This is a genomic window from Cryobacterium sp. AP23 (assembly GCF_054075385.1).
The window spans coordinates 415890-433527 of sequence record NZ_CM133415.1; the positions used below are offsets into that span (position 1 = coordinate 415890).

18 protein-coding genes are annotated in these 17638 nt (G+C 69.6%); 14 read left to right on the forward strand and 4 right to left on the reverse strand.

Annotated elements, in window-relative coordinates; translation table 11 throughout:
• Positions 1-17 precede the first annotated feature (17 nt).
• Together ACU5E9_RS01955 and ACU5E9_RS01960 are read left to right on the forward strand one after the other, a co-directional pair.
• Positions 18-794, forward strand: a complete 777-nt coding sequence (locus ACU5E9_RS01955) for a lysophospholipid acyltransferase family protein (protein WP_456811971.1) — start codon at positions 18-20, stop codon at positions 792-794.
• Between the two features lie 2 nt (positions 795-796).
• The gene (locus ACU5E9_RS01960) at positions 797-1342 is read left to right on the forward strand and encodes an N-acetyltransferase family protein (protein ID WP_456811972.1); all 546 of its coding nucleotides are present in this window, start codon (positions 797-799) and stop codon (positions 1340-1342) included.
• A 34-nt stretch (positions 1343-1376) separates the two neighbouring features.
• On the opposite strand, the gene ACU5E9_RS01965 is transcribed toward ACU5E9_RS01960, so the two are convergent.
• Positions 1377-1928, reverse strand: coding sequence for a flavin reductase family protein (locus ACU5E9_RS01965; protein ID WP_456811973.1), 552 nt, complete (start codon positions 1926-1928; stop codon positions 1377-1379).
• A gap of 71 nt (positions 1929-1999) precedes the next feature.
• Here ACU5E9_RS01965 and hisD point away from each other — a divergent pair, with 71 nt between their 5' ends.
• Genes hisD through ACU5E9_RS01980 form a run of 3 tightly spaced genes read left to right on the forward strand, consistent with a single transcriptional unit; the run spans position 2000 to position 4861 of the window.
• On the forward strand, positions 2000-3319 hold the full coding sequence (hisD, locus tag ACU5E9_RS01970; protein WP_456811974.1) for a histidinol dehydrogenase: 1320 nt from the start codon (positions 2000-2002) through the stop codon (positions 3317-3319).
• Positions 3320-3331: 12 nt separating this feature from the next.
• Entirely contained in the window at positions 3332-3820 is a 489-nt protein-coding gene (gene nrdR / locus ACU5E9_RS01975; protein WP_456811975.1) for a transcriptional regulator NrdR, read from the forward strand.
• Positions 3821-3826: 6 nt separating this feature from the next.
• Complete coding sequence (locus ACU5E9_RS01980; RefSeq protein ID WP_456811976.1) at positions 3827-4861, forward strand: quinone-dependent dihydroorotate dehydrogenase; 1035 nt, start codon at positions 3827-3829, stop codon at positions 4859-4861.
• 120 nt (positions 4862-4981) lie between these two features.
• On the opposite strand, the gene ACU5E9_RS01985 is transcribed toward ACU5E9_RS01980, so the two are convergent.
• Positions 4982-6028 (reverse strand): App1 family protein, encoded by a 1047-nt coding sequence (locus ACU5E9_RS01985; protein ID WP_456811977.1) that lies wholly within the window; start codon positions 6026-6028, stop codon positions 4982-4984.
• A 195-nt stretch (positions 6029-6223) separates the two neighbouring features.
• Between ACU5E9_RS01985 and ACU5E9_RS01990 the strand changes: the two genes are divergently transcribed.
• The 5 genes from ACU5E9_RS01990 to ACU5E9_RS02010 all read left to right on the forward strand — a co-directional run bounded on the left by ACU5E9_RS01990 (position 6224) and on the right by ACU5E9_RS02010 (position 10221).
• Positions 6224-6883 (forward strand): TetR/AcrR family transcriptional regulator, encoded by a 660-nt coding sequence (locus ACU5E9_RS01990; RefSeq protein ID WP_456811978.1) that lies wholly within the window; start codon positions 6224-6226, stop codon positions 6881-6883.
• A 125-nt stretch (positions 6884-7008) separates the two neighbouring features.
• A complete protein-coding gene (locus ACU5E9_RS01995) occupies positions 7009-7863 on the forward strand; it encodes an ABC transporter ATP-binding protein (protein ID WP_456811979.1) in 855 nt (284 codons plus the stop codon).
• The gene (locus tag ACU5E9_RS02000; RefSeq protein ID WP_456811980.1) at positions 7860-8537 is read left to right on the forward strand and encodes an ABC transporter permease; all 678 of its coding nucleotides are present in this window, start codon (positions 7860-7862) and stop codon (positions 8535-8537) included. Before ACU5E9_RS01995 ends, ACU5E9_RS02000 begins: the two co-directional genes overlap by 4 nt.
• Positions 8534-9253: an ABC transporter permease gene (locus ACU5E9_RS02005; protein WP_456811981.1), complete on the forward strand. Its 720-nt coding sequence runs from the start codon at positions 8534-8536 to the stop codon at positions 9251-9253. The genes ACU5E9_RS02000 and ACU5E9_RS02005 overlap by 4 nt, the downstream gene beginning before the upstream one ends.
• 41 nt (positions 9254-9294) lie before the next feature.
• Entirely contained in the window at positions 9295-10221 is a 927-nt protein-coding gene (locus tag ACU5E9_RS02010) for an ABC transporter substrate-binding protein (RefSeq protein WP_456811982.1), read from the forward strand.
• A 75-nt stretch (positions 10222-10296) separates the two neighbouring features.
• On the opposite strand, the gene ACU5E9_RS02015 is transcribed toward ACU5E9_RS02010, so the two are convergent.
• The gene (locus ACU5E9_RS02015) at positions 10297-11250 is read right to left on the reverse strand and encodes a M56 family metallopeptidase (RefSeq protein WP_456811983.1); all 954 of its coding nucleotides are present in this window, start codon (positions 11248-11250) and stop codon (positions 10297-10299) included.
• Between the two features lie 51 nt (positions 11251-11301).
• On the reverse strand, positions 11302-11682 hold the full coding sequence (locus ACU5E9_RS02020) for a BlaI/MecI/CopY family transcriptional regulator (protein WP_456811984.1): 381 nt from the start codon (positions 11680-11682) through the stop codon (positions 11302-11304).
• 92 nt (positions 11683-11774) lie between these two features.
• Between ACU5E9_RS02020 and ACU5E9_RS02025 the strand changes: the two genes are divergently transcribed.
• Genes ACU5E9_RS02025 through cydC form a run of 4 tightly spaced genes read left to right on the forward strand, consistent with a single transcriptional unit; the run spans position 11775 to position 17621 of the window.
• A complete protein-coding gene (locus ACU5E9_RS02025) occupies positions 11775-13184 on the forward strand; it encodes a cytochrome ubiquinol oxidase subunit I (protein WP_456811985.1) in 1410 nt (469 codons plus the stop codon).
• A 9-nt stretch (positions 13185-13193) separates the two neighbouring features.
• Entirely contained in the window at positions 13194-14198 is a 1005-nt protein-coding gene (gene cydB, locus ACU5E9_RS02030) for a cytochrome d ubiquinol oxidase subunit II (RefSeq protein ID WP_456811986.1), read from the forward strand.
• Between the two features lie 5 nt (positions 14199-14203).
• Positions 14204-15853, forward strand: coding sequence for a thiol reductant ABC exporter subunit CydD (cydD, locus tag ACU5E9_RS02035; RefSeq protein WP_456811987.1), 1650 nt, complete (start codon positions 14204-14206; stop codon positions 15851-15853).
• Entirely contained in the window at positions 15846-17621 is a 1776-nt protein-coding gene (gene cydC / locus ACU5E9_RS02040; protein ID WP_456811988.1) for a thiol reductant ABC exporter subunit CydC, read from the forward strand. The genes cydD and cydC overlap by 8 nt, the downstream gene beginning before the upstream one ends.
• The last annotated feature ends 17 nt before the right edge of the window (positions 17622-17638 follow it).

Genomic DNA, 17638 nt, shown 5'->3' on the forward strand with positions numbered 1-17638 from the left:
GGCCATACGCTGGAGCCATGAGAACGCGCGCCAAGGAACCGATCTACAGCACGGCCATCGCGGCCGGTCGAACCGTCTTCGGCCTGTTCCGGCTGCGGCCCACCGTGACGGGCCTGACGAACCTGCCGGATGCCGGGGGAGCGGTCCTCGCGATCACCCACTTCGGCTACGCCGACTTCGCCCTCGTCGAATGGATGATGTGGCGGAAGAACCGCCGCCACATCCGCTTCATGGCCAAGAAGGGCGCCTTCGACAAGCCCCTCGTCGGCACCCTGCTCCGCGGGATGCGTCACATCAACGTGGACATGACCGCCGGCGCCCAGGCGTACGCCGACGCCGTGCGGGCACTCGGCGCCGGGGAAGTGGTCGGCGTGTTCCCCGAGGGCGGGGTCAGTGCGTCATTCACCGTGCGCGAGCTGAAGACCGGCGCCGCCCGGATGGCGCAGGAAGCCGACGTTCCCATCGTGCCCATCGCCGTGTGGGGCGGCCACCGCCTGCTCACCAAGAACCACAAGCCGTCGCTCCGGGAGGCCTACGGCACCCCGGTCAGCTTCGCGGTCGGCACTCCCATCCAGGTCAGCTCCTCCGACGATCCTCAGGCGGTCACGCTGGCGCTGCACGGCACCCTGCAGCGACTCGTCGACGGCCTGCAGGCCCGGTACCCGGTGCCGGGATCCGGGCGCTGGTGGCAGCCCGCCCACCTGGGCGGAACCGCGCCGACGCCCGAAGAGGCCGCCGCAACGGAAGCGGAGCGCCAGCTCCGGAAGGCCGCCGCCAGGGCCGCCAACAGTTGACGATGACCGGGCCGATCGAGACGACACCGAAGCCGACCGCGTCGTCGGGCATCGTGTTCCGTACCGGTACGCCGGATGACACCGAGCAGTGCCTCACGCTCTGGATCGACGCCTGCGCGGTGCGCGACGGTGTCGCCATTGCCGGTGTCTCGGAACGGGCGCGCCCCAAGTTCGACCAGGCAGAACGCTGGATCGTGGCCGAGGGCCCGCATGCGGGGATCCTCGGGTTCGTGCTGGCGACCACGCCGGGCAGCGGCCTGCCCGGCGATCCCCCTGGTGCGCCCGTGGTCGGGCTGATCGCCGTCGCGCCCGCAGCGCAGGGACACCGGCTCGGGGGAGCCCTGATGCGTGCCGTGGCCGACGAGCTCGCCCGGGCCGGCCACCAGCGCGCCGTGCTGCACGTCCTGCTGGACAATCATCCGGCCGTGCGGCTCTACGCCGGCAATGGATGGCGACCGCTGGGAGAGCCCTACGACCACTCGCTGCTGCACCGGCCGACACAGGCCTACGTCCTCGACCTGCAGGGAGACGGCACAGCTCGATGCTGACCGGCTCGCGGCCGAACCGTTCGGACCGGCGAGGCTAGAGCGTCTCGCCCAGCGCGCGATACCGGCGCTCGTGGTAGATCAGCGCCTCGTCGTCCTCGCCCAGGCCGCCGCCCTCGATCTGCACCACGACGACCGCGGCGTTGTGCACGCTCACCCGTTCCACGATCCGGCCGACCATCCAGGAGGTCACGTTGTTCAGCACGGGCAGGCCGTGCGGGCCGACCCGCCAGTGGTCACCGACGAACCGCTCCGTGTTCGGGCCGGCAAGGCGTTCCGCCAGGCCGCGGTTGCGCAGGCCGAGCAGGTGGATGACCACCCGCTCGGTCTCGTTCACCGCCGGCCAGGAACTGGCCGACTTGGCCATGTTGAACGTGGCCAGGGGCGGCACCGCCGACATCGAGGCGAGGGACGTCGCCGTGAAGCCCACGGGCATGCCCTGCGCGTCCAGCGCCGTGACCACGGCGACGCCGGCGGCGTGCCGGCGGAAGGCGTTCTTGAACGCGGCAAGGTCGGCCGGAGCGTTCGGATCGGTGTCGAGCGAGGCCGCGTCGGGCAGGCCGGCCGGCTCGGTGGTGCGTTCGGTCATAGTGGTGCCAATCGTTTCACCCACCAGCCTATTCCCGTGTGCTGCCCGGTTCTTGGATAGGCTGGAGTGACATGATCCAGACGATTGACCTTCGAGGAACGCGGCCTGCTCCGGCCGAACTTTTGGCCTCAGTGCCCCGGGCGGCCACCAGCGTCACCGTGGCCAGCGACGTCGCCGCCGAACTGATCGACGACGTGCGCGCCCGCGGCGAGCTGGCCCTGCTCGACCAGGCCGAACGTCTCGACCGGGTCCGGCCCGACCACATCCGCGTTCCGGCCGAGCACGTTCAGGAGGCCCTCGCCGCGCTCGACCCCGCCGTGCGCACGGCCATCGAAGAGACCATCAGGCGGGTGCGCCTCGCCAGTGCCGCGCAGGTGCCGCCGCTGGTCACCACCACCATCGCCGAGGGTGCCGAGATCGTGCAGCGCTGGCGGCCCGTGCAGCGCGTCGGCCTCTACGTGCCCGGCGGCAAGGCCGTCTACCCGTCCAGCGTGGTGATGAACGTCGTTCCCGCCCAGGTGGCCGGCGTCACCTCCATCGCCCTGGCGTCGCCGCCGCAAAGCCACTTCGACGGCCGGGTGCACCCCACCATCCTCGCCGTGGCCGGGCTCCTCGGCGTGGACGAGATCTACGCCATGGGCGGCGCCGGCGCCGTCGGTGCCTTCGCCTACGGCGTTCCGGAGCTCGGTCTCGACCCCGTCCAACTGGTCACCGGTCCCGGCAACGTCTACGTCGCCGCCGCCAAGCGCCTCGTGCGCGGCGTCACCGGAATCGACTCCGAAGCCGGGCCGACCGACATCCTCGTGATCGCCGACGCCGCGGCCGACCCGGCGTTCGTCGCCGCGGACCTGGTCAGCCAGGCCGAACACGATGAGCTCGCCGCCGCCGTGCTCGTCACCGACTCCGCCGAGCTCGCCGACTCGGTCGAAGCCCTCCTCGGCACCCTCGTCACCACGACCACCCACTCCGAACGGGTGGCCGCCTCGCTGGGCGGAACCCAGTCGGCGATCGTGCTCGTCGACGACCTCGAACAGGCGGCCGCGTTCAGCAATGCCTTCGGACCCGAGCACCTCGAGATCCAGACCGAGGACCCCGACGCGGTGCTCACGCTGATCGACAACGCCGGCGCCATCTTCCTCGGCCCGTACGCCCCGGTCAGCCTCGGTGACTACGCGGCCGGCTCCAACCACGTGCTCCCCACCGGAGGCCAGGCCCGGTTCTCCGCAGCCCTCGGCGCGTACACCTTCCTCCGCCCGCAGCAGGTGGTGCGGTACAGCCGGGACGGGCTCGCCGGAGTGGCCGACCACATCCTGGCCCTGTCCGCCGCTGAGGCGCTGCCGGCGCACGGCGACGCTGTCACCGCGCGATTCCCCAAACCCGCGGAACGGTAGGCTCGAAGCACCATGTATTGCCCGTTCTGTCGTCACCCCGATTCCCGTGTCATCGACTCGCGCACCAGCGATGACGGGCTCTCGATCCGTCGCCGCCGGCAGTGCCCGGAATGCGGCCGACGATTCAGCACCACCGAGACCGCCAGCCTGAACATCATCAAGCGCAGCGGCGTGGTCGAACCGTTCAGCCGCGAGAAGATCGTCTCCGGTGTGCGCAAGGCCTGCCAGGGCCGCCCGGTGACGGACTCCGACCTGGCCATGCTGGCGCAGAAGGTGGAGGAGACCATCCGGCAGACCGGGGCGTCCCAGATCGAGGCCAACGACATCGGCCTGGCGATCCTGGCGCCGTTGCGTGAACTCGATGAGGTGGCCTACCTCCGCTTCGCCAGCGTGTACCAGGCGTTCGACTCCCTCGACGACTTCGAGGCTGCCATCTTCCAGCTCCGCACCGAGCACGCTGCCGCGGCCGCGGCGGATGCCGACGCCGAGCCCGAACGCTAGGGACCCGTGTACCCCACGCTCTTCAAGCTCGTCCTCACCCGCATCGACCCCGAGCAGGCCCACCACCTGGCCTTCGAAGTCATCCGCTGGCTGCCCCGGCTCGGGCTGGGCGGCCTGGCGCACCGCTTCACCCGGCCGCGCACCGACATCGGCGTCGATACCCTCGGGCTGCACTTCGAGTCCCCGTTCGGCGTCGCCGCGGGCTTCGACAAGGACGGCCACGCCGTGATCGGCCTCGGCCGGCTCGGTTTCGGCCACGTCGAGGTAGGTACTCTCACCGCCGTCGCCCAGCCGGGGAACCCGAAACCCCGCCTGTTCCGGCTCATTCCGGACCGCGCCGTGATCAACCGGATGGGCTTCAACAACGACGGCGCGACCGCCGCCGTCGATCGGCTCACCCGGGTGCGCGCCACCACGGCACGTCCGGTGCTCGGCATCAACATCGGCAAGAGCCGGGTCACCGCTGTCGAGGACGCCACAGCGGACTACCTGGTCAGCGCCACGGCGCTCGCGCCCATCGCCGACTACCTCGTGGTCAATGTGAGCTCCCCCAACACTCCGGGGCTGCGCGGACTGCAGGAACTCGACCAGCTCGCCCCGCTGCTGCGCGCGGTGCAGGCCGCCGCCGGCCGCACGCCGCTGCTGGTCAAGATCGCCCCCGACCTCACCGACGACGAGGTCACCCGGATCGCCGGACTGGTCGTGGAACTCGGACTGGACGGCATCATCGCCACGAACACCACCATTAGCCGGGACAACCTGGCCACCGACCCAGCCGTCGTCGCCGCGGCCGGCGCGGGCGGTCTGTCCGGAGCGCCCCTGAACGCACGCTCGCTCGAGGTGCTGCGGCTCATCCGCGCCACCGTGCCGGCGGACCTCTGCGTCATCTCGGTCGGCGGCGTCGAAACCGCCGAGCAGGTTGCCGAGCGCCTCGCCGCCGGGGCCACCCTGGTGCAGGGCTACACCGGATTCCTTTACCGCGGTCCGCTCTGGGCCCGGCAGATCAACCGCGGCCTCGACCGGCTGCTCGCCGCCCGTTAGAAAATAAGGACATCGCGAGGTTGCAAGGACCAGTTCGGCTGTTGCGTCCTGAAGAACTCACCATGTCCTAGTTAGCGGATGCCGGCGGCCCGCGGCGGCCCGCGGCGGTTCGCCCCGGGTTCAGTCGATCGGGCCGGGAAGTCCGGGATCCGTGATCAGGCCCAGCTCGGCCAGCTGCTCGGCGAGGCTCGCCCCGTCCGGGCCATAGACCCAGAGCGCGTCCGGCTTGACCTCGACGGCATCCTTGGGCCGGCGGCCGGCCAGCACGGCCTCGCTGGGGGAGAGCCGGCGGATGGCGACGGCCGCGACGGAATCGGGGAAGTCCCGCTGGAACTCGCTGTAGATCGCCTCATCGTGCTGTCCGTCGTCGCCGACCAGGATCCACTTCATGTCGGGGAACTCGTGCGCCAACCGGCGCAGGTTGTCGTGCTTGTGTTCGCGGCCGCTACGGAACAGGCGGTCGTGGGTGGGGCCCCAGTCCGTGAGCAACAGCGCCCCGGCCGGGTACAGGTTGCGGGACAGGAAGCGGCTCAGCGTCGGCGCGACGTTCCACGCCCCCGTCGACAGGTAGATCACCGGCGACCCCGGAGTCGCGTCGGCGAGGCGGTCCAGCAGCACGGCCATGCCGGGAGTGGGCACGCGGGCGTGCTCGTCGAGCACGAAAGTGTTCCAGGCGGCCAGCAGCGGCCGGGGGAGCGTGGTGACCATGACGGTGTCGTCGACGTCGGAGATGATCCCGCGGCGCACCTCGGGGGAGACGATGAAGACGGGGGCCTCGACGGCTCCCGATGCCTCGGTGTGCAGGTGGGCGGTGTGCCAGCCAGGCGCGAGGTTGACCTGCATGACGGTGTCGACGACCCCGCCGCGGTCGGCCTGTACCCGGTGCGCCTTGCCGCCGATGTCGATGGTGACCGTGACATCGTTCACCGGCACGCTCGTGAAGCTGCGCCAACCGCGGATGCTCGCATCCCGGGCGGCGACCCGGCGCTTGGTGCGTGCGCCCGCCTTCACCGGCTTGGCCAACAGCACCCGGCAAAGAATCCGGACCCGTTCCGGCGTGCCATACCCGGTGTACGGGATCACGACGGGCAGGTGTCCGCGCCGCCGGGCGAACTTCTCACGTTTCTCGTGCAGCCAGTCCTCGATCCGGGCGGCGCGATGAATCATGCGTGCAGGGTTCAGCGGAGCTGCGGCCGTGGCGGGGAACTTAGACACACTTCAGTCTCTCATGAGCACGGGCCCCGCCCGCCCGCGGCCGGCGACCCGCCCGGGCCGGAGTTTTCGCTCCGTTTGGGGGGCGAGTTCTGCGCGTGTCGGCTTGCGCGGGCCCGTAAGATTGTGACTTATATTCAAGGAGGACACGTGGCGCTGATCGACCTATTCGGTGAAGACTCGCTCGCTCAAGGCCGGCAGGTTCGCACCGAACCCATTCAGCAGCGCAGTGCCGCCCGCTTGAGCGCGTTGCTCGATGCGGCCGCAGCGGTCGTCGACGAGGTCGGCTTCGACCGGATCACCACCGCCATGGTGGCCGAACGTGCCGGCGCATCCATCGGCACCGTCTACCGGTACTACCCGGACCGGGTCGCCGTGCTCGAAGGACTGCGCGAGCGGGCCGTTCTGCGCTTCCGCCAGCGCGTCGCCGACAACCTCAAGACCGCCAAGCCCGAAACCTGGTGGGAGGCCGTCGACTGCGGCATCACCGCGTTCGTCGACCTGTACCGCGCCGAGCCCGGCTTCCGGATCCTGCACTTCGCCGACCGGGAACGTGCCCAGTCCAGCACTCCCGACCAGTTGGACTCCGGTTTCTTCGCCAACCAGATCGCCGCCGTCCTGTCCGAGGAATACGGACTCGACGGCGGGCCGGACCTGATCTTCCGCCTCGAGGTCGCGGTCGAGATGGCCGACTCGCTGCTGTCGCGCGCCTTCACCTGGAACAGCCAGGGCGACGAGCGTTTCATCGCCGAGTGCCGTCGCATCATGCACGACTACCTCATCGGCTACTACGGCCCGGACGCCGACTAGACATTTTTCAACACACAAGCGGCAATCCGCTTTGGTTCTGGCTCCGAAGAATGATTGGCTGGTCATCCGCACTCGCCGACCCCGGGTGAGCGGGTGCAGCGCCCGCATCGAGGATTGAGCCAGCCATGATCGAGTTCCGTTCCGTCAGCAAACGATTCCCCGACGGCACCCTGGCCGTTGAGGACTTCAGCCTCGTGCTGCCCTCGCATAAGACCACGGTGCTGGTCGGCTCGTCCGGGTCGGGCAAGACCACCCTGCTGCGCATGATCAACCGCATGGTCGATCCGACCAGCGGCACGGTCGAGATCGACGGCGAAGACATCGCCACCCTGCCCCCGGTGAAGCTGCGCCGCGGCATCGGCTACGTCATGCAGAACTCCGGACTCCTGCCGCACCGCACCGTCGTCGACAACGTCGCCACCGTGCCGCTCTTGCGCGGCACGCCCAAGCGCCAGGCTCGGCAGGATGCCCTCACGATGCTGGACACCGTGGGCCTGGACCGCAGCCTCGCCGACCGGTACCCGAGCCAGCTCTCCGGCGGCCAGCAGCAGCGCGTCGGCGTGGCCCGCGGACTGGCCGTCAACCCGAACATCCTGCTGATGGACGAACCGTTCGGGGCCGTCGACCCCATCGTGCGGGCCGAGTTGCAGCAGGAGCTGGTGCGCCTGCAGCAGGAGCTCGACAAGACCGTCGTCTTCGTCACCCACGACATCGAGGAGGCGTTCCTCCTCGGCGACCAGATCGTCATCCTGCGTGAGGGCGGCAAGGTCGCCCAGGTCGGCTCACCCGCCGAACTCCTGGCGAACCCCGCCGACGACTTCGTGGCCAGTTTCGTCGGTGCCGACCGCGGCCGGCGCTCCCTCCACGTCGAGCGTCACGGCGACGAGGACGTCGTGGTCGACAGCGACGGCCGCCTGGCCGGCGTGTTGAACCGCGACGGCCGGGCCGCAGCCGCGGCCGGCCCAGAGGGCGCCCGATGACCTGGGCGCTGGCCAACCTGGGCCTGATCTGGGCCCGCACGCTCGACCACATCGTGCTGAGCCTGCCGCCCATCCTGCTCTGCTTCGTCATCGCCGTGCCGCTGGGCTGGCTGGCCCGCCGCTACAAGGTCAGCCGGGGCATCATCCTGACCGGCGCCGGCCTGCTCTACGCCGTCCCGTCGCTGCCGTTGTTCTTCGTGCTGCCCGCCGTGATCGGCACCGGGTTGCGATCGCCGCTGAACGTGATCATCGCGCTCACCCTGTATGGCGTCGCCCTGATGGTGCGAGTGGTGGCCGACGGCCTCGATTCGGTGGACGCCGATGTGCGCCAGTCGGCGTCGGCGGTTGGCTACTCCACCTGGTCCCGGTTCTGGCAGGTGGAGCTCCCGCTGGCCGGACCGGTGCTGCTGGCCGGCATGCGGGTGGTGGCGGTCAGCACCGTGAGCCTCGTGACCGTCGGCGCTGTGATCGGCGTGCAGAGCCTCGGCAGCCTGTTCACCGACGGCTTCCAGCGCGGCATCCAGGCTGAGATCATCGCCGGGCTGGTCGCCACGGTGGCGCTCGCCCTGGCCTGTGACGGCGCACTCGTGCTCGCCGGCCGGGTGCTGATGCCGTGGACCCGCCGGGTGCCCCAGAACAAGTCCGGCACTCCGATCGAGGTGAGCGCCACATGAACCTCTTCGCCGACGCCATCGACTGGATCCTCGACCCGGCGAACTGGACCGGGCTCAACGCGATCCCGCTCCGGCTGGCCCAGCACCTGATCTTCACCCTGGTCACCCTCGTGATCGCCTCGGCCATCGCCATCCCGCTCGGCTACCTGATCGGTCACACCGGCCGCGGACGCGGTCTCGCGGTGACCACATCCGGCGGGCTGCGCGCCATCCCCACCCTGGGCCTGCTCACCCTGGTCGCCCTCTGGGTGGGCATCGGCGTCGTCGCCCCGTACGTGGCGCTCACGGTGCTTGCCATCCCGCCGATCCTGGCCGGTGCGTACACCGGGTTCGAGGCCATCGACCGACGCACGATCGATGCCGCCCGTGCGGTGGGCATGTCCGAGCTGCAGATCGTCCGCAAGGTCGAGGTGCCCCTGGGCCTGCCCCTCCTGATCGGCGGCCTGCGCTCGGCCACCCTGCAGGTGATCGCCACCGCCACCCTGGCCGCCTACGTGGCCGACATCGGCCTGGGCCGGTACCTCTTCTCGGGGTTGAAAACCCGCGACTATGCCGAGATGCTGGGCGGATCGATACTCGTGATCCTGCTCGCATTGGTCTTGGAGGGAATCTTTGCGCTGATCCAACGGTTTGTCGTACCACGGGGCGTTTCCGGACGCCTCAGCACCCCCACAGCCAGCACGCTTCGCACCGGACGAACCACAGCAGCCCGGTGACATATCTACCGAAACTTCGGTACCTGAGGAAGGACAACAGCATGTTCACAATCACACGAGGCCGGCTCGCGCTTGTCAGCGCGGTCGCGGTTGGGGCTGTCGTAGCCCTTGCAGGGTGTGCGTCCGGCGATCCGCTGGACGAGGGAAGTAGCAGCACCGAAGAATCCGACACCCTGGTCGTCGGATCACAGGACTACTACTCGAACGAGATCATCGCGGAAATCTACGCGCAGGCGCTGGAAAACGGCGGCTTCACCGTCGACCGCCAGTTCCGCATCGGCCAGCGGGAGGCCTACCTTCCCGAGATCGAATCCGGCGACATCGACGTGTTCCCCGAGTACACCGGCAGCCTGCTGCAGGCCCTCGAGGCCGACGCCGCCGGCGGAACCGCCGACGAGGTCTACACCGCCCTCGAAGCCGCGCTGCCCGACGGCCTGAGCGTGCTCGACCGCGCCGACGCCAGCGACCAGAACTCCTGGACGGTCACGCAGGCCTTCGCCGACACCTACGACCTCACCGACATCGCCTCGCTCACCGCGGTGACCGAACCGATCACCGTCGGCGGCAACTCCGAGCTGGAGACCCGTCCCTACGGGCCGACCGCGCTCAAGGAGAAGTACGGCATCGAGATCGCCGGCTTCACCCCGGTGGAGGACAGCGGCGGACCGCTGACGGTCAAGGCGCTGGTCGACAACAAGATCCAGCTCGCGAACATCTACACCGCTGACCCCAACATCGCGTCGAACGACCTCGTCGCGCTCGACGACCCCGATGGCCTGTTCTTCCCGGACAACGTCGTGCCCGTCGTCTCCGACAAGGTCGACGACTCGGCCGCCGAGATCCTCAACGAGGTCAGCGCCGCCCTGGACGCCGACACCCTCGTGGCCCTGAACGCCCAGAGCGTGAACGACGAGGCCGCCGCGGACACGATCGCGACGGACTGGCTCACCGAACAGGGACTGATCTAACCGTCCCGTTTCACCTGCTGCACCCGAACGGCCCCGTCATCCAGACGGGGCCGTTCGTCTGTGCCGGCGAGGCGATCAGGTCGTCGCCAGCAACACGAGCGGCAGCAGCAACAACGCGGCGGTGGCGGCCAGGACGAGCGTGCGAGCCGCCGGAGTGAGCCCGGGCACGTCGTTGAGGAGACGGCTGACCCGCGGCCCGACGAGGTCGGCGGAGGAATCGTCGTCCAGCCCGCCGGCCGCCGCGCGCGGTGACTGGGTTCCGGCGACCTCCGCCAGGTGGGCCGTGCCCACCAGTGCGATGGCGCGGGCCAGGGTGCGGTCGTCGACCTCCAGCCTGGCCTGGTCGTCGGCCATCATCTCGACCAGGAGGGCCACCGCGTTCTCGGCGCGGTTGGCAATGGGAAACCAACGCAGCGCACTGTGCCAGGACTTGAAGGCGAGCAGCACCACGTGGTGCTGCTGGCGCAGGTGGGCGCGCTCGTGCGCCACGACGCCGCGCAGCTGGTCGGCATCCAGCAGCCGCAGCAGCCCCCGGGACAGCACGGTGGCCGAACGGGTGCCGCCGGGCAGGCAATACGCGATCGGGGCCGCATGGTCGATCACCCGGGTGCCGGCGGTATCGAACGGCAGCGGGTCGCTGAGCAGGCCGATCAGGGTGTGGTGCCGGCGGCGCTGCCGCTCGGCGCGGATGAAGGTGGCGCTGAGGTTCAGCAGCAGGTGTGTCGCCAGGATCAACGCCAGGCAGAGCGCCATCACCCCGCCGAGGGTGGCGCCGGCCGGAAGGGTGCCTGCCGCGACGTGGCCGGCGAGGGCGACCAGGGCGGCCAGCGGGGTGGAACCGAAGGGGATCAAGCCGAAGACCAGCAGCGAGCCGATCATCGATGCGCCGCCGGCCAGGGCGATCGACTGCCACAACGCCAGTGCCAGACCGGGCGCGCGGGGCGGCCAGGACGCACCGGCAAGCAGGATGGGGACGGGCCACGCCAGGATGACGGCCAGCGCCATGAGGGCCAGGGCGGTGCCGAGCACGGCGTTACCTGTCCCGGGAATCGGCGCGTGGGCAGCGGGGGAGCGCCGTGGTCATTCCGGCGACGGACTCGTGCTCGCCAACAGCGCGCGCAGGGTCTGCGCCTCCTGCGGGCTGACGTTGCCGATGAACCGGGCCAGGGTGGCCGTGCGGTCGCTCGTCGTGCCGAGGACCTCGTGCATGAGTTCGGCCGTGTGCTGGGCCCTGGAGCTCACCGCGCTGTAGCCGTGCGGCCGGCTGTCGCGGTCACGCGTGACGAAGCCCTTGTTCTCCAGGCGGGACAGCACGGTGAGCACCGTCGTCGTCGCGAGCGGCTTTGTGCCGGAAGACGCCGGGTCGAGCAGCGCGTCGCGCAATTCGTTCGCCGTCAAGGGGCGGTCGGTCGACCAGAGCAGGTCCATCAACATTCTCTCGAGCACACCCAAACTTCCCATAAAAGAACAATATCAAGCGGAATGGGCTTTTCTACCGAACGTAGAATAGTAGTCTTCTACGACACGTAGAAGTACCACGTCCTGGAGGGCATATGAACGAGTGGCTTGATCCGTTGCTTCTGTCACGCTGGCAGTTCGGCTTGACGACGGTGTACCACTTCCTGTTCGTGCCCCTCACCATCGGCCTCGTCACCACGGTGGCGATCTTCCAGACCGCCTGGTTCCGCACCAACAAGGCGAAGTACCTGCAGCTCACCCACTTCTTCGGCAAGATCTTCCTGATCAACTTCGCCATGGGCGTCGTGACCGGCATTGTGCAGGAGTTCCAGTTCGGCATGAACTGGTCGGACTACTCCCGGTTCGTCGGCGACGTCTTCGGCGCCCCGTTGGCGTTCGAGGGCATCGCCGCGTTCTTCCTCGAGGCTACCTTCATCGGCCTGTGGATCTTCGGCTGGGACAAGCTCCCCAAGGGCCTGCACCTGGCCACCATCTGGCTCACCGCCGCCGGCAGCATTGCGTCGGCCTACTTCATCATCGCCGCGAACGCGTTCATGCAGAACCCGGTCGCCTACCAGATCAACGAGGTCAAGGGCAGGGCCGAGCTCACCAGCATCGGTGAGCTGCTCACCAACCCGATCGCCCTCGCGGCCTTCCCGCACACGATCTTCGCCTGCTTCATGGTGTCCGCCGGCCTGATCATCTCGGTCGCCGCGTGGCACCTGTCGCGCAACCAGCACCTCGAGACCATGCGGCCCGCGCTCAAGTTCGGCCTCTGGATGATGGTGATCTCCGGTGCGCTCACCACGCTGATGGGCGACCAGCTCAGCCTGGCCATGGTCGCGGCCCAGCCGATGAAGATGGCTGCCGCCGAGGCGATGTACCACACCGCCACCGGCGCCAACGCGTCCTTCTCGATCTTCACCCTCGGCACCCCTGACGGTGTCCACGAGCTTTTCTCGATCCGGATTCCGTACCTGCTGTCGTTCCTGTCCACCCACACCTTCGACGGCACTGTCGAGGGCATCAACAACCTGCAGGAGCAGTACACCCAGCTCTACGGCCCCGGCGACTATGCCCCGATCATCTGGGTCACCTACTGGTCGTTCCGCTGGATGATCGGCCTCGGCATCGCACACATCCTCGTCGCCGTCGCCGGTCTCTGGGTGACCCGCAAGGGCAAGAGCCCCAAGACCTGGATCTGGAAGATCGCGATCTGGTCCTTCCCGATGTCGCTGCTGGCCATGAGCGTTGGTTGGGTGTTCACCGAAATGGGCCGGCAACCGTGGCTCGTCTTCGGCCTGCTGAAGACCGCGGACGGCGTCTCGCCGAACGTGAGCGGGCTCGAGATCCTCATCTCCCTCATCGCCTTCACCCTGCTGTACGGGGCCCTGGCCGTGGTGGAATTCCGCCTCATCCTCAAGGCCGTCCAGAAGGGGCCGGACGACGCCCCGGTGCCAGACCCCGTGTCCGGCGAAATCAAGCACACCACCACGGTCTACTAGGAGCACACAATGGAACTCAACACCCTGTGGTTCTGGATCATCGCGGCGATGTTCATCGGCTACTTCGTCCTCGACGGCTTCGACTTCGGCGTGGGCATGTCCCTGCCCTTCCTCGGTAAGGACGACACCGACCGGCGGGTGCTCATCAACACCATCGGCCCGGTCTGGGACCTCAACGAGACCTGGGTCATCGTGGCCGGCGCGTCGCTGTTCGCGGCCTTCCCCGAGTGGTACGCCACGATGTTCAGCGGCTTCTACCTGGCCCTGCTGCTGATCCTGCTCGCGCTCATCGCCCGGGGAGTGTCCTTCGAGTACCGCCACCAGCGGCCGGAGCTGAAGTGGAAGAAATCCTTCGACACCATGATCGTGGTGGGCTCTGCCGTGCCGGCGCTGCTCTGGGGCGTGGCCTTCGGCAACGTCGTCCGCGGCGTGCCGCTGGATGCGAACTTCAACTACATCGGCACCTTCTTCGACCTGCTGAACCCCTACGCGCTGCTGGCCGGCCTGACCACCCTGATGCTCTTCTTCACCCACGGCGTGATCTTCGTCTCCGCGAAGACCGAGGGCGAGATCCGCGTGCGTGCCCGGGCCCTGGCCATCCGGTCCGGCATCGTCACCATCGTCGTCGCAGCATCCTTCCTGGTCTGGACCACTCTGGCCTACGGCACGCTGGCCTCCGGCATCCTCGCCGCGGTCGCCGCGGTGGCACTCATCGCCGCCTACCTGGCGAACCTCGGCGGCAAGGAACGCACAGCGTTCGGCCTGATGGCCGTCACCATCGGTTTCGCCGTGCTGACCCTGTTCGCCTCGCTCTTCCCCGACGTCATGCCGGCCAGCAATGACGTGGCCAACAGCCTCACCATCGAGAATGCCTCATCGACCCCGTACACCCTGCAGGTGATGAGCTGGACGGCGCTGATCGCGATGCCCGTGATCCTGCTCTACCAGGGTTGGACCTACTGGGTGTTCCGCAAGCGGATCGGCCGGGCGCACATCGAAGCCGCCGTACACTGATCGGGATGCGTCCCCTCGATCCACGGCTTCTCAAGCACGCCACCGCCGCGCGCTGGTTCCTCCTTGTCGGCGCGGTGTTGGGCCTGGCCCAGACCCTCACCGTCGTGGCCTTCGCCTGGCTGCTCAGCCAGAGCATCACCCTCGCCGTTGACGGCGAGTCCTTCGACCGGCTGCGCAGCACGGTGGCCGCCCTGGCCGCGGTGGTCGTGTTGCGGGCTCTGATCGTGTGGCTGCTCGAGGTGGCCGCCAACCGCGGTGCCGCCGCCGTGAAGAGCCAGCTGCGCACCGCGGTGCTGGCCCGGCTCGCCGAGCGCGGCCCGGACTGGCTCGCCGGCCAGCAGGACGCCAGGGTCGCCACCGTCATCACGAGCGGCCTCGACGCGCTCGACAACTACTTCGCCAGGTACCTGCCGCAGCTGCTGCTCACCGCCATCGCCACGCCGATCCTGGTGCTCCTGATGCTGTGGCAGGACCTGCCCAGCGGCATCACCGTGATCATCGTGCTGCCGATCATCCCGGTCTTCATGATCCTGATCGGCCAGGCCACCCAGGTCGTGCAGCGTAACCAGTGGGATGCCCTGCAGCGGCTGTCCGCCGGCTTCCTCGACGTCGTCGGGGGACTTGCCACCCTCAAGATCTTCGGCAGGGACCGCCGCCAGACGGTCCGTCTGACCGACCTCACCGACGAGTACCGCGGCCGCACCATGAAGGTGCTGCGGGTGTCCTTCCTGAGCGGGTTCGTGCTCGAACTGGCCGGCAGCCTCTCGGTCGCGCTGATCGCCGTGTCGATCGGCATCCGCCTCGTGGACGGCTCCCTGCTGCTCGGTGTCGGCCTGTTCGTGCTGCTGCTGGCCCCGGAGGCGTTCCTACCGCTGCGCCAGGTCGGGGCGCAGTTCCACGCCGCGGCCGACGGCCTGGCGGCAGCCGAGGAGGTCTTCGCCATCCTCGAGGACGAGGACGCGCTGCCGACCAGGGCGCCGGCAACAGCTGCCGCCCTGCCGGCCAGGACCGGCGCCCGCCCGGCCCTGCTCAGCTTCGACACCGTCACCGTCCGGCGGGGGGAGTCCACCATCATCGACGGCTTCAGCCAGGACTTCGCGGCCGGGCAGCTGAGCGTGCTGAGCGGACCCAGCGGTGTGGGCAAGTCCACCCTGGTCGGCGTGCTGCAGGGTTTCGTACCCTTCGACGGCGCCCTGAAGCTGGGGGGCTCGCCGGTCGCGGCCGGCGACGCCCGCACCTGGCTGGCCTGGGCCGGACAACGACCGGGCCTGTTCAGCGGAAGCATCGCCGCCAACGTCTCGCTGGGCTCACCATCCACCGATGGCGGCCTCGTCAACACCGCACTGGCATTGGCCGGCGCCAGCGGCTTGGACGCTGCCGTCCAGCTCGGCGTGAACGGTGCCGGACTCTCCGGCGGACAGGCGCAGCGGGTGGCCTCCGCCCGGGCGATCTACCGCTGCCTGGCGCTGGACACCCCGGTGCTCGTGCTCGATGAGCCCAGTTCAGCGCTCGACACGGATGCGGAGGGCGCCCTGATCCGGGGACTGGCCACCCTGGCCGCACAGGGCCGTATTGTCATCGTGGTCAGCCACCGGCCGGCCTTCCTCCACGCCGCCGACAAGGTGGTCGAACTGTTCGAGGCCGCGCATGTCTGAGTCCGCATCCACCCGGCGGCCCGCATCCACCCGGCTGCCCGAGGCCGCCACGCGGGCCGTTCTTCGGCTCGCCCAACCCTCCGCGCGCCGCAGCCTGCCCGGCCTCGCGGCCGGCGTGGCCAGCGCCGCGAGCGCGGTTGCGCTCCTGGCCTGCTCCGCCTGGCTGATCACCCGGGCAGCGGAGATGCCGCCGATCATGTTCCTGGGCATGGCCGTGGTCGGCGTGCGCGCGTTCGCGCTGTTCCGATCGGCCTTCCGGTACCTCGAACGTCTCCTGAGCCATGACGCCGCCTTCCGCCAGCTCGGCGTATTGCGACTGGGCATCTTCGCCCGGCTCCTGCCCCTCGCCCCGGCCGGCCTGTCCGCGACCCGCCGCGGCGACCTGCTCACCCGCCTGGTGCGGGATGTCGACGACCTGCAGGACTTCCCCCTTCGGGTCGTGCAGCCCCTCGCCACCTCGGGCCTGGTCGCGACGCTCAGCGTCGTCGGTGTCTGGCTGGTGCTGCCCGCGGCCGGCCTCACCCTGTTGGCCTGCCTCGTCGTCGCCGGGGTCGTCGGCACCCTGACCGCCACCGCGTTGTCCGCACGCTCCGAGCGCGCCCTGGCGCCCCTGCGCGGTGCCCTGGCCGACGAGGTGCTCGAAGTGGTTGAGAACCTCGATGTGCTCACCGCGTTCGGCGCTCTGGACCAGCGCCTCCGCGACCTGGCCATCGTGGACGAGCGCTTGCGCCGGGCCACGCTGCGGCGCTCCACCGGAACCGGTGTGCAGGCGGCCGTGATCTCGCTCTGCGCCGGTGCCGCGACGGTGCTGGCACTGGTCGCCGCGATCCCCGCGCTCGGCGCCGGCGGGTTCGACGGACCGGCCCTCGCCGTGGTCGTGCTCGTCCCGATGGCGGTGTTCGAGGTCTTCGCCATGATCCCGCCGGCCCTGAGCGCCTGGCGCCAGGTGCGCTCCAGCGCCGAACGGGTGGCGACGGCGGTCCCGGAAAGGGTGCCCGCCGAAATCCCGGCCGAGCCGTCCACCGCTGCCACGACCGGGTCAGTGGCCGCACCCGCCGACGCTCACGCCGCATCCGGCCTGCCCGACCACGGCGGCGTGCTGCTGGAACTGGCCGGGGTCGGCGCCAGCTGGCCGGGAGCGGAACGGCCGGCTGTTGCCGGCGTGACCCTGCGCCTGGCTGCCGGTGACAGCGTGCACCTGGCCGGGGCCAGCGGTGCCGGGAAGACGACGCTGGCGCAGACGCTGGTGCGATTCCTGGACTACACCGGCTCCTACCGCCTCAACGGGGTGGAGGCCAGGGACCTGGCCCCCGCCGACGTCCGTCGGGTCGTCGGCCTGTGTGAACAACGACCGTGGCTGTTCGATGACACCATCCGGCAAAACCTGCTCTTCGCCAGGGACACGGCCACGGACGAGGACCTCCTCGATGTGCTCGGCCGGGTCGGCCTCGCCGACTGGGTGCTGCAACGGGGCGGACTGGACGCCCGGGTGGGTGAACGCGGCGCCCTGGTGTCGGGTGGGCAGGCCCAGCGGATCGCGCTCGCGCGTGCGCTGCTGGCCGAGTTCCCGGTGCTCATCGTCGACGAACCGACGGCGAACGTCGACGCGGGTCTGGGCGACAAGCTGGTGCGCGATATCCTCACCGCATCGGCGAGCGCCGGCCGGGCGGTGCTCCTGATCTCGCACACCCCCGTACCGGCCGAGTTGATCACCCGCACGGTAACCCTCCACGCCGGCGTGGGTCTCAGCACCAGGTTCCGGCCGTAGACCGCACCGCCGTAAAC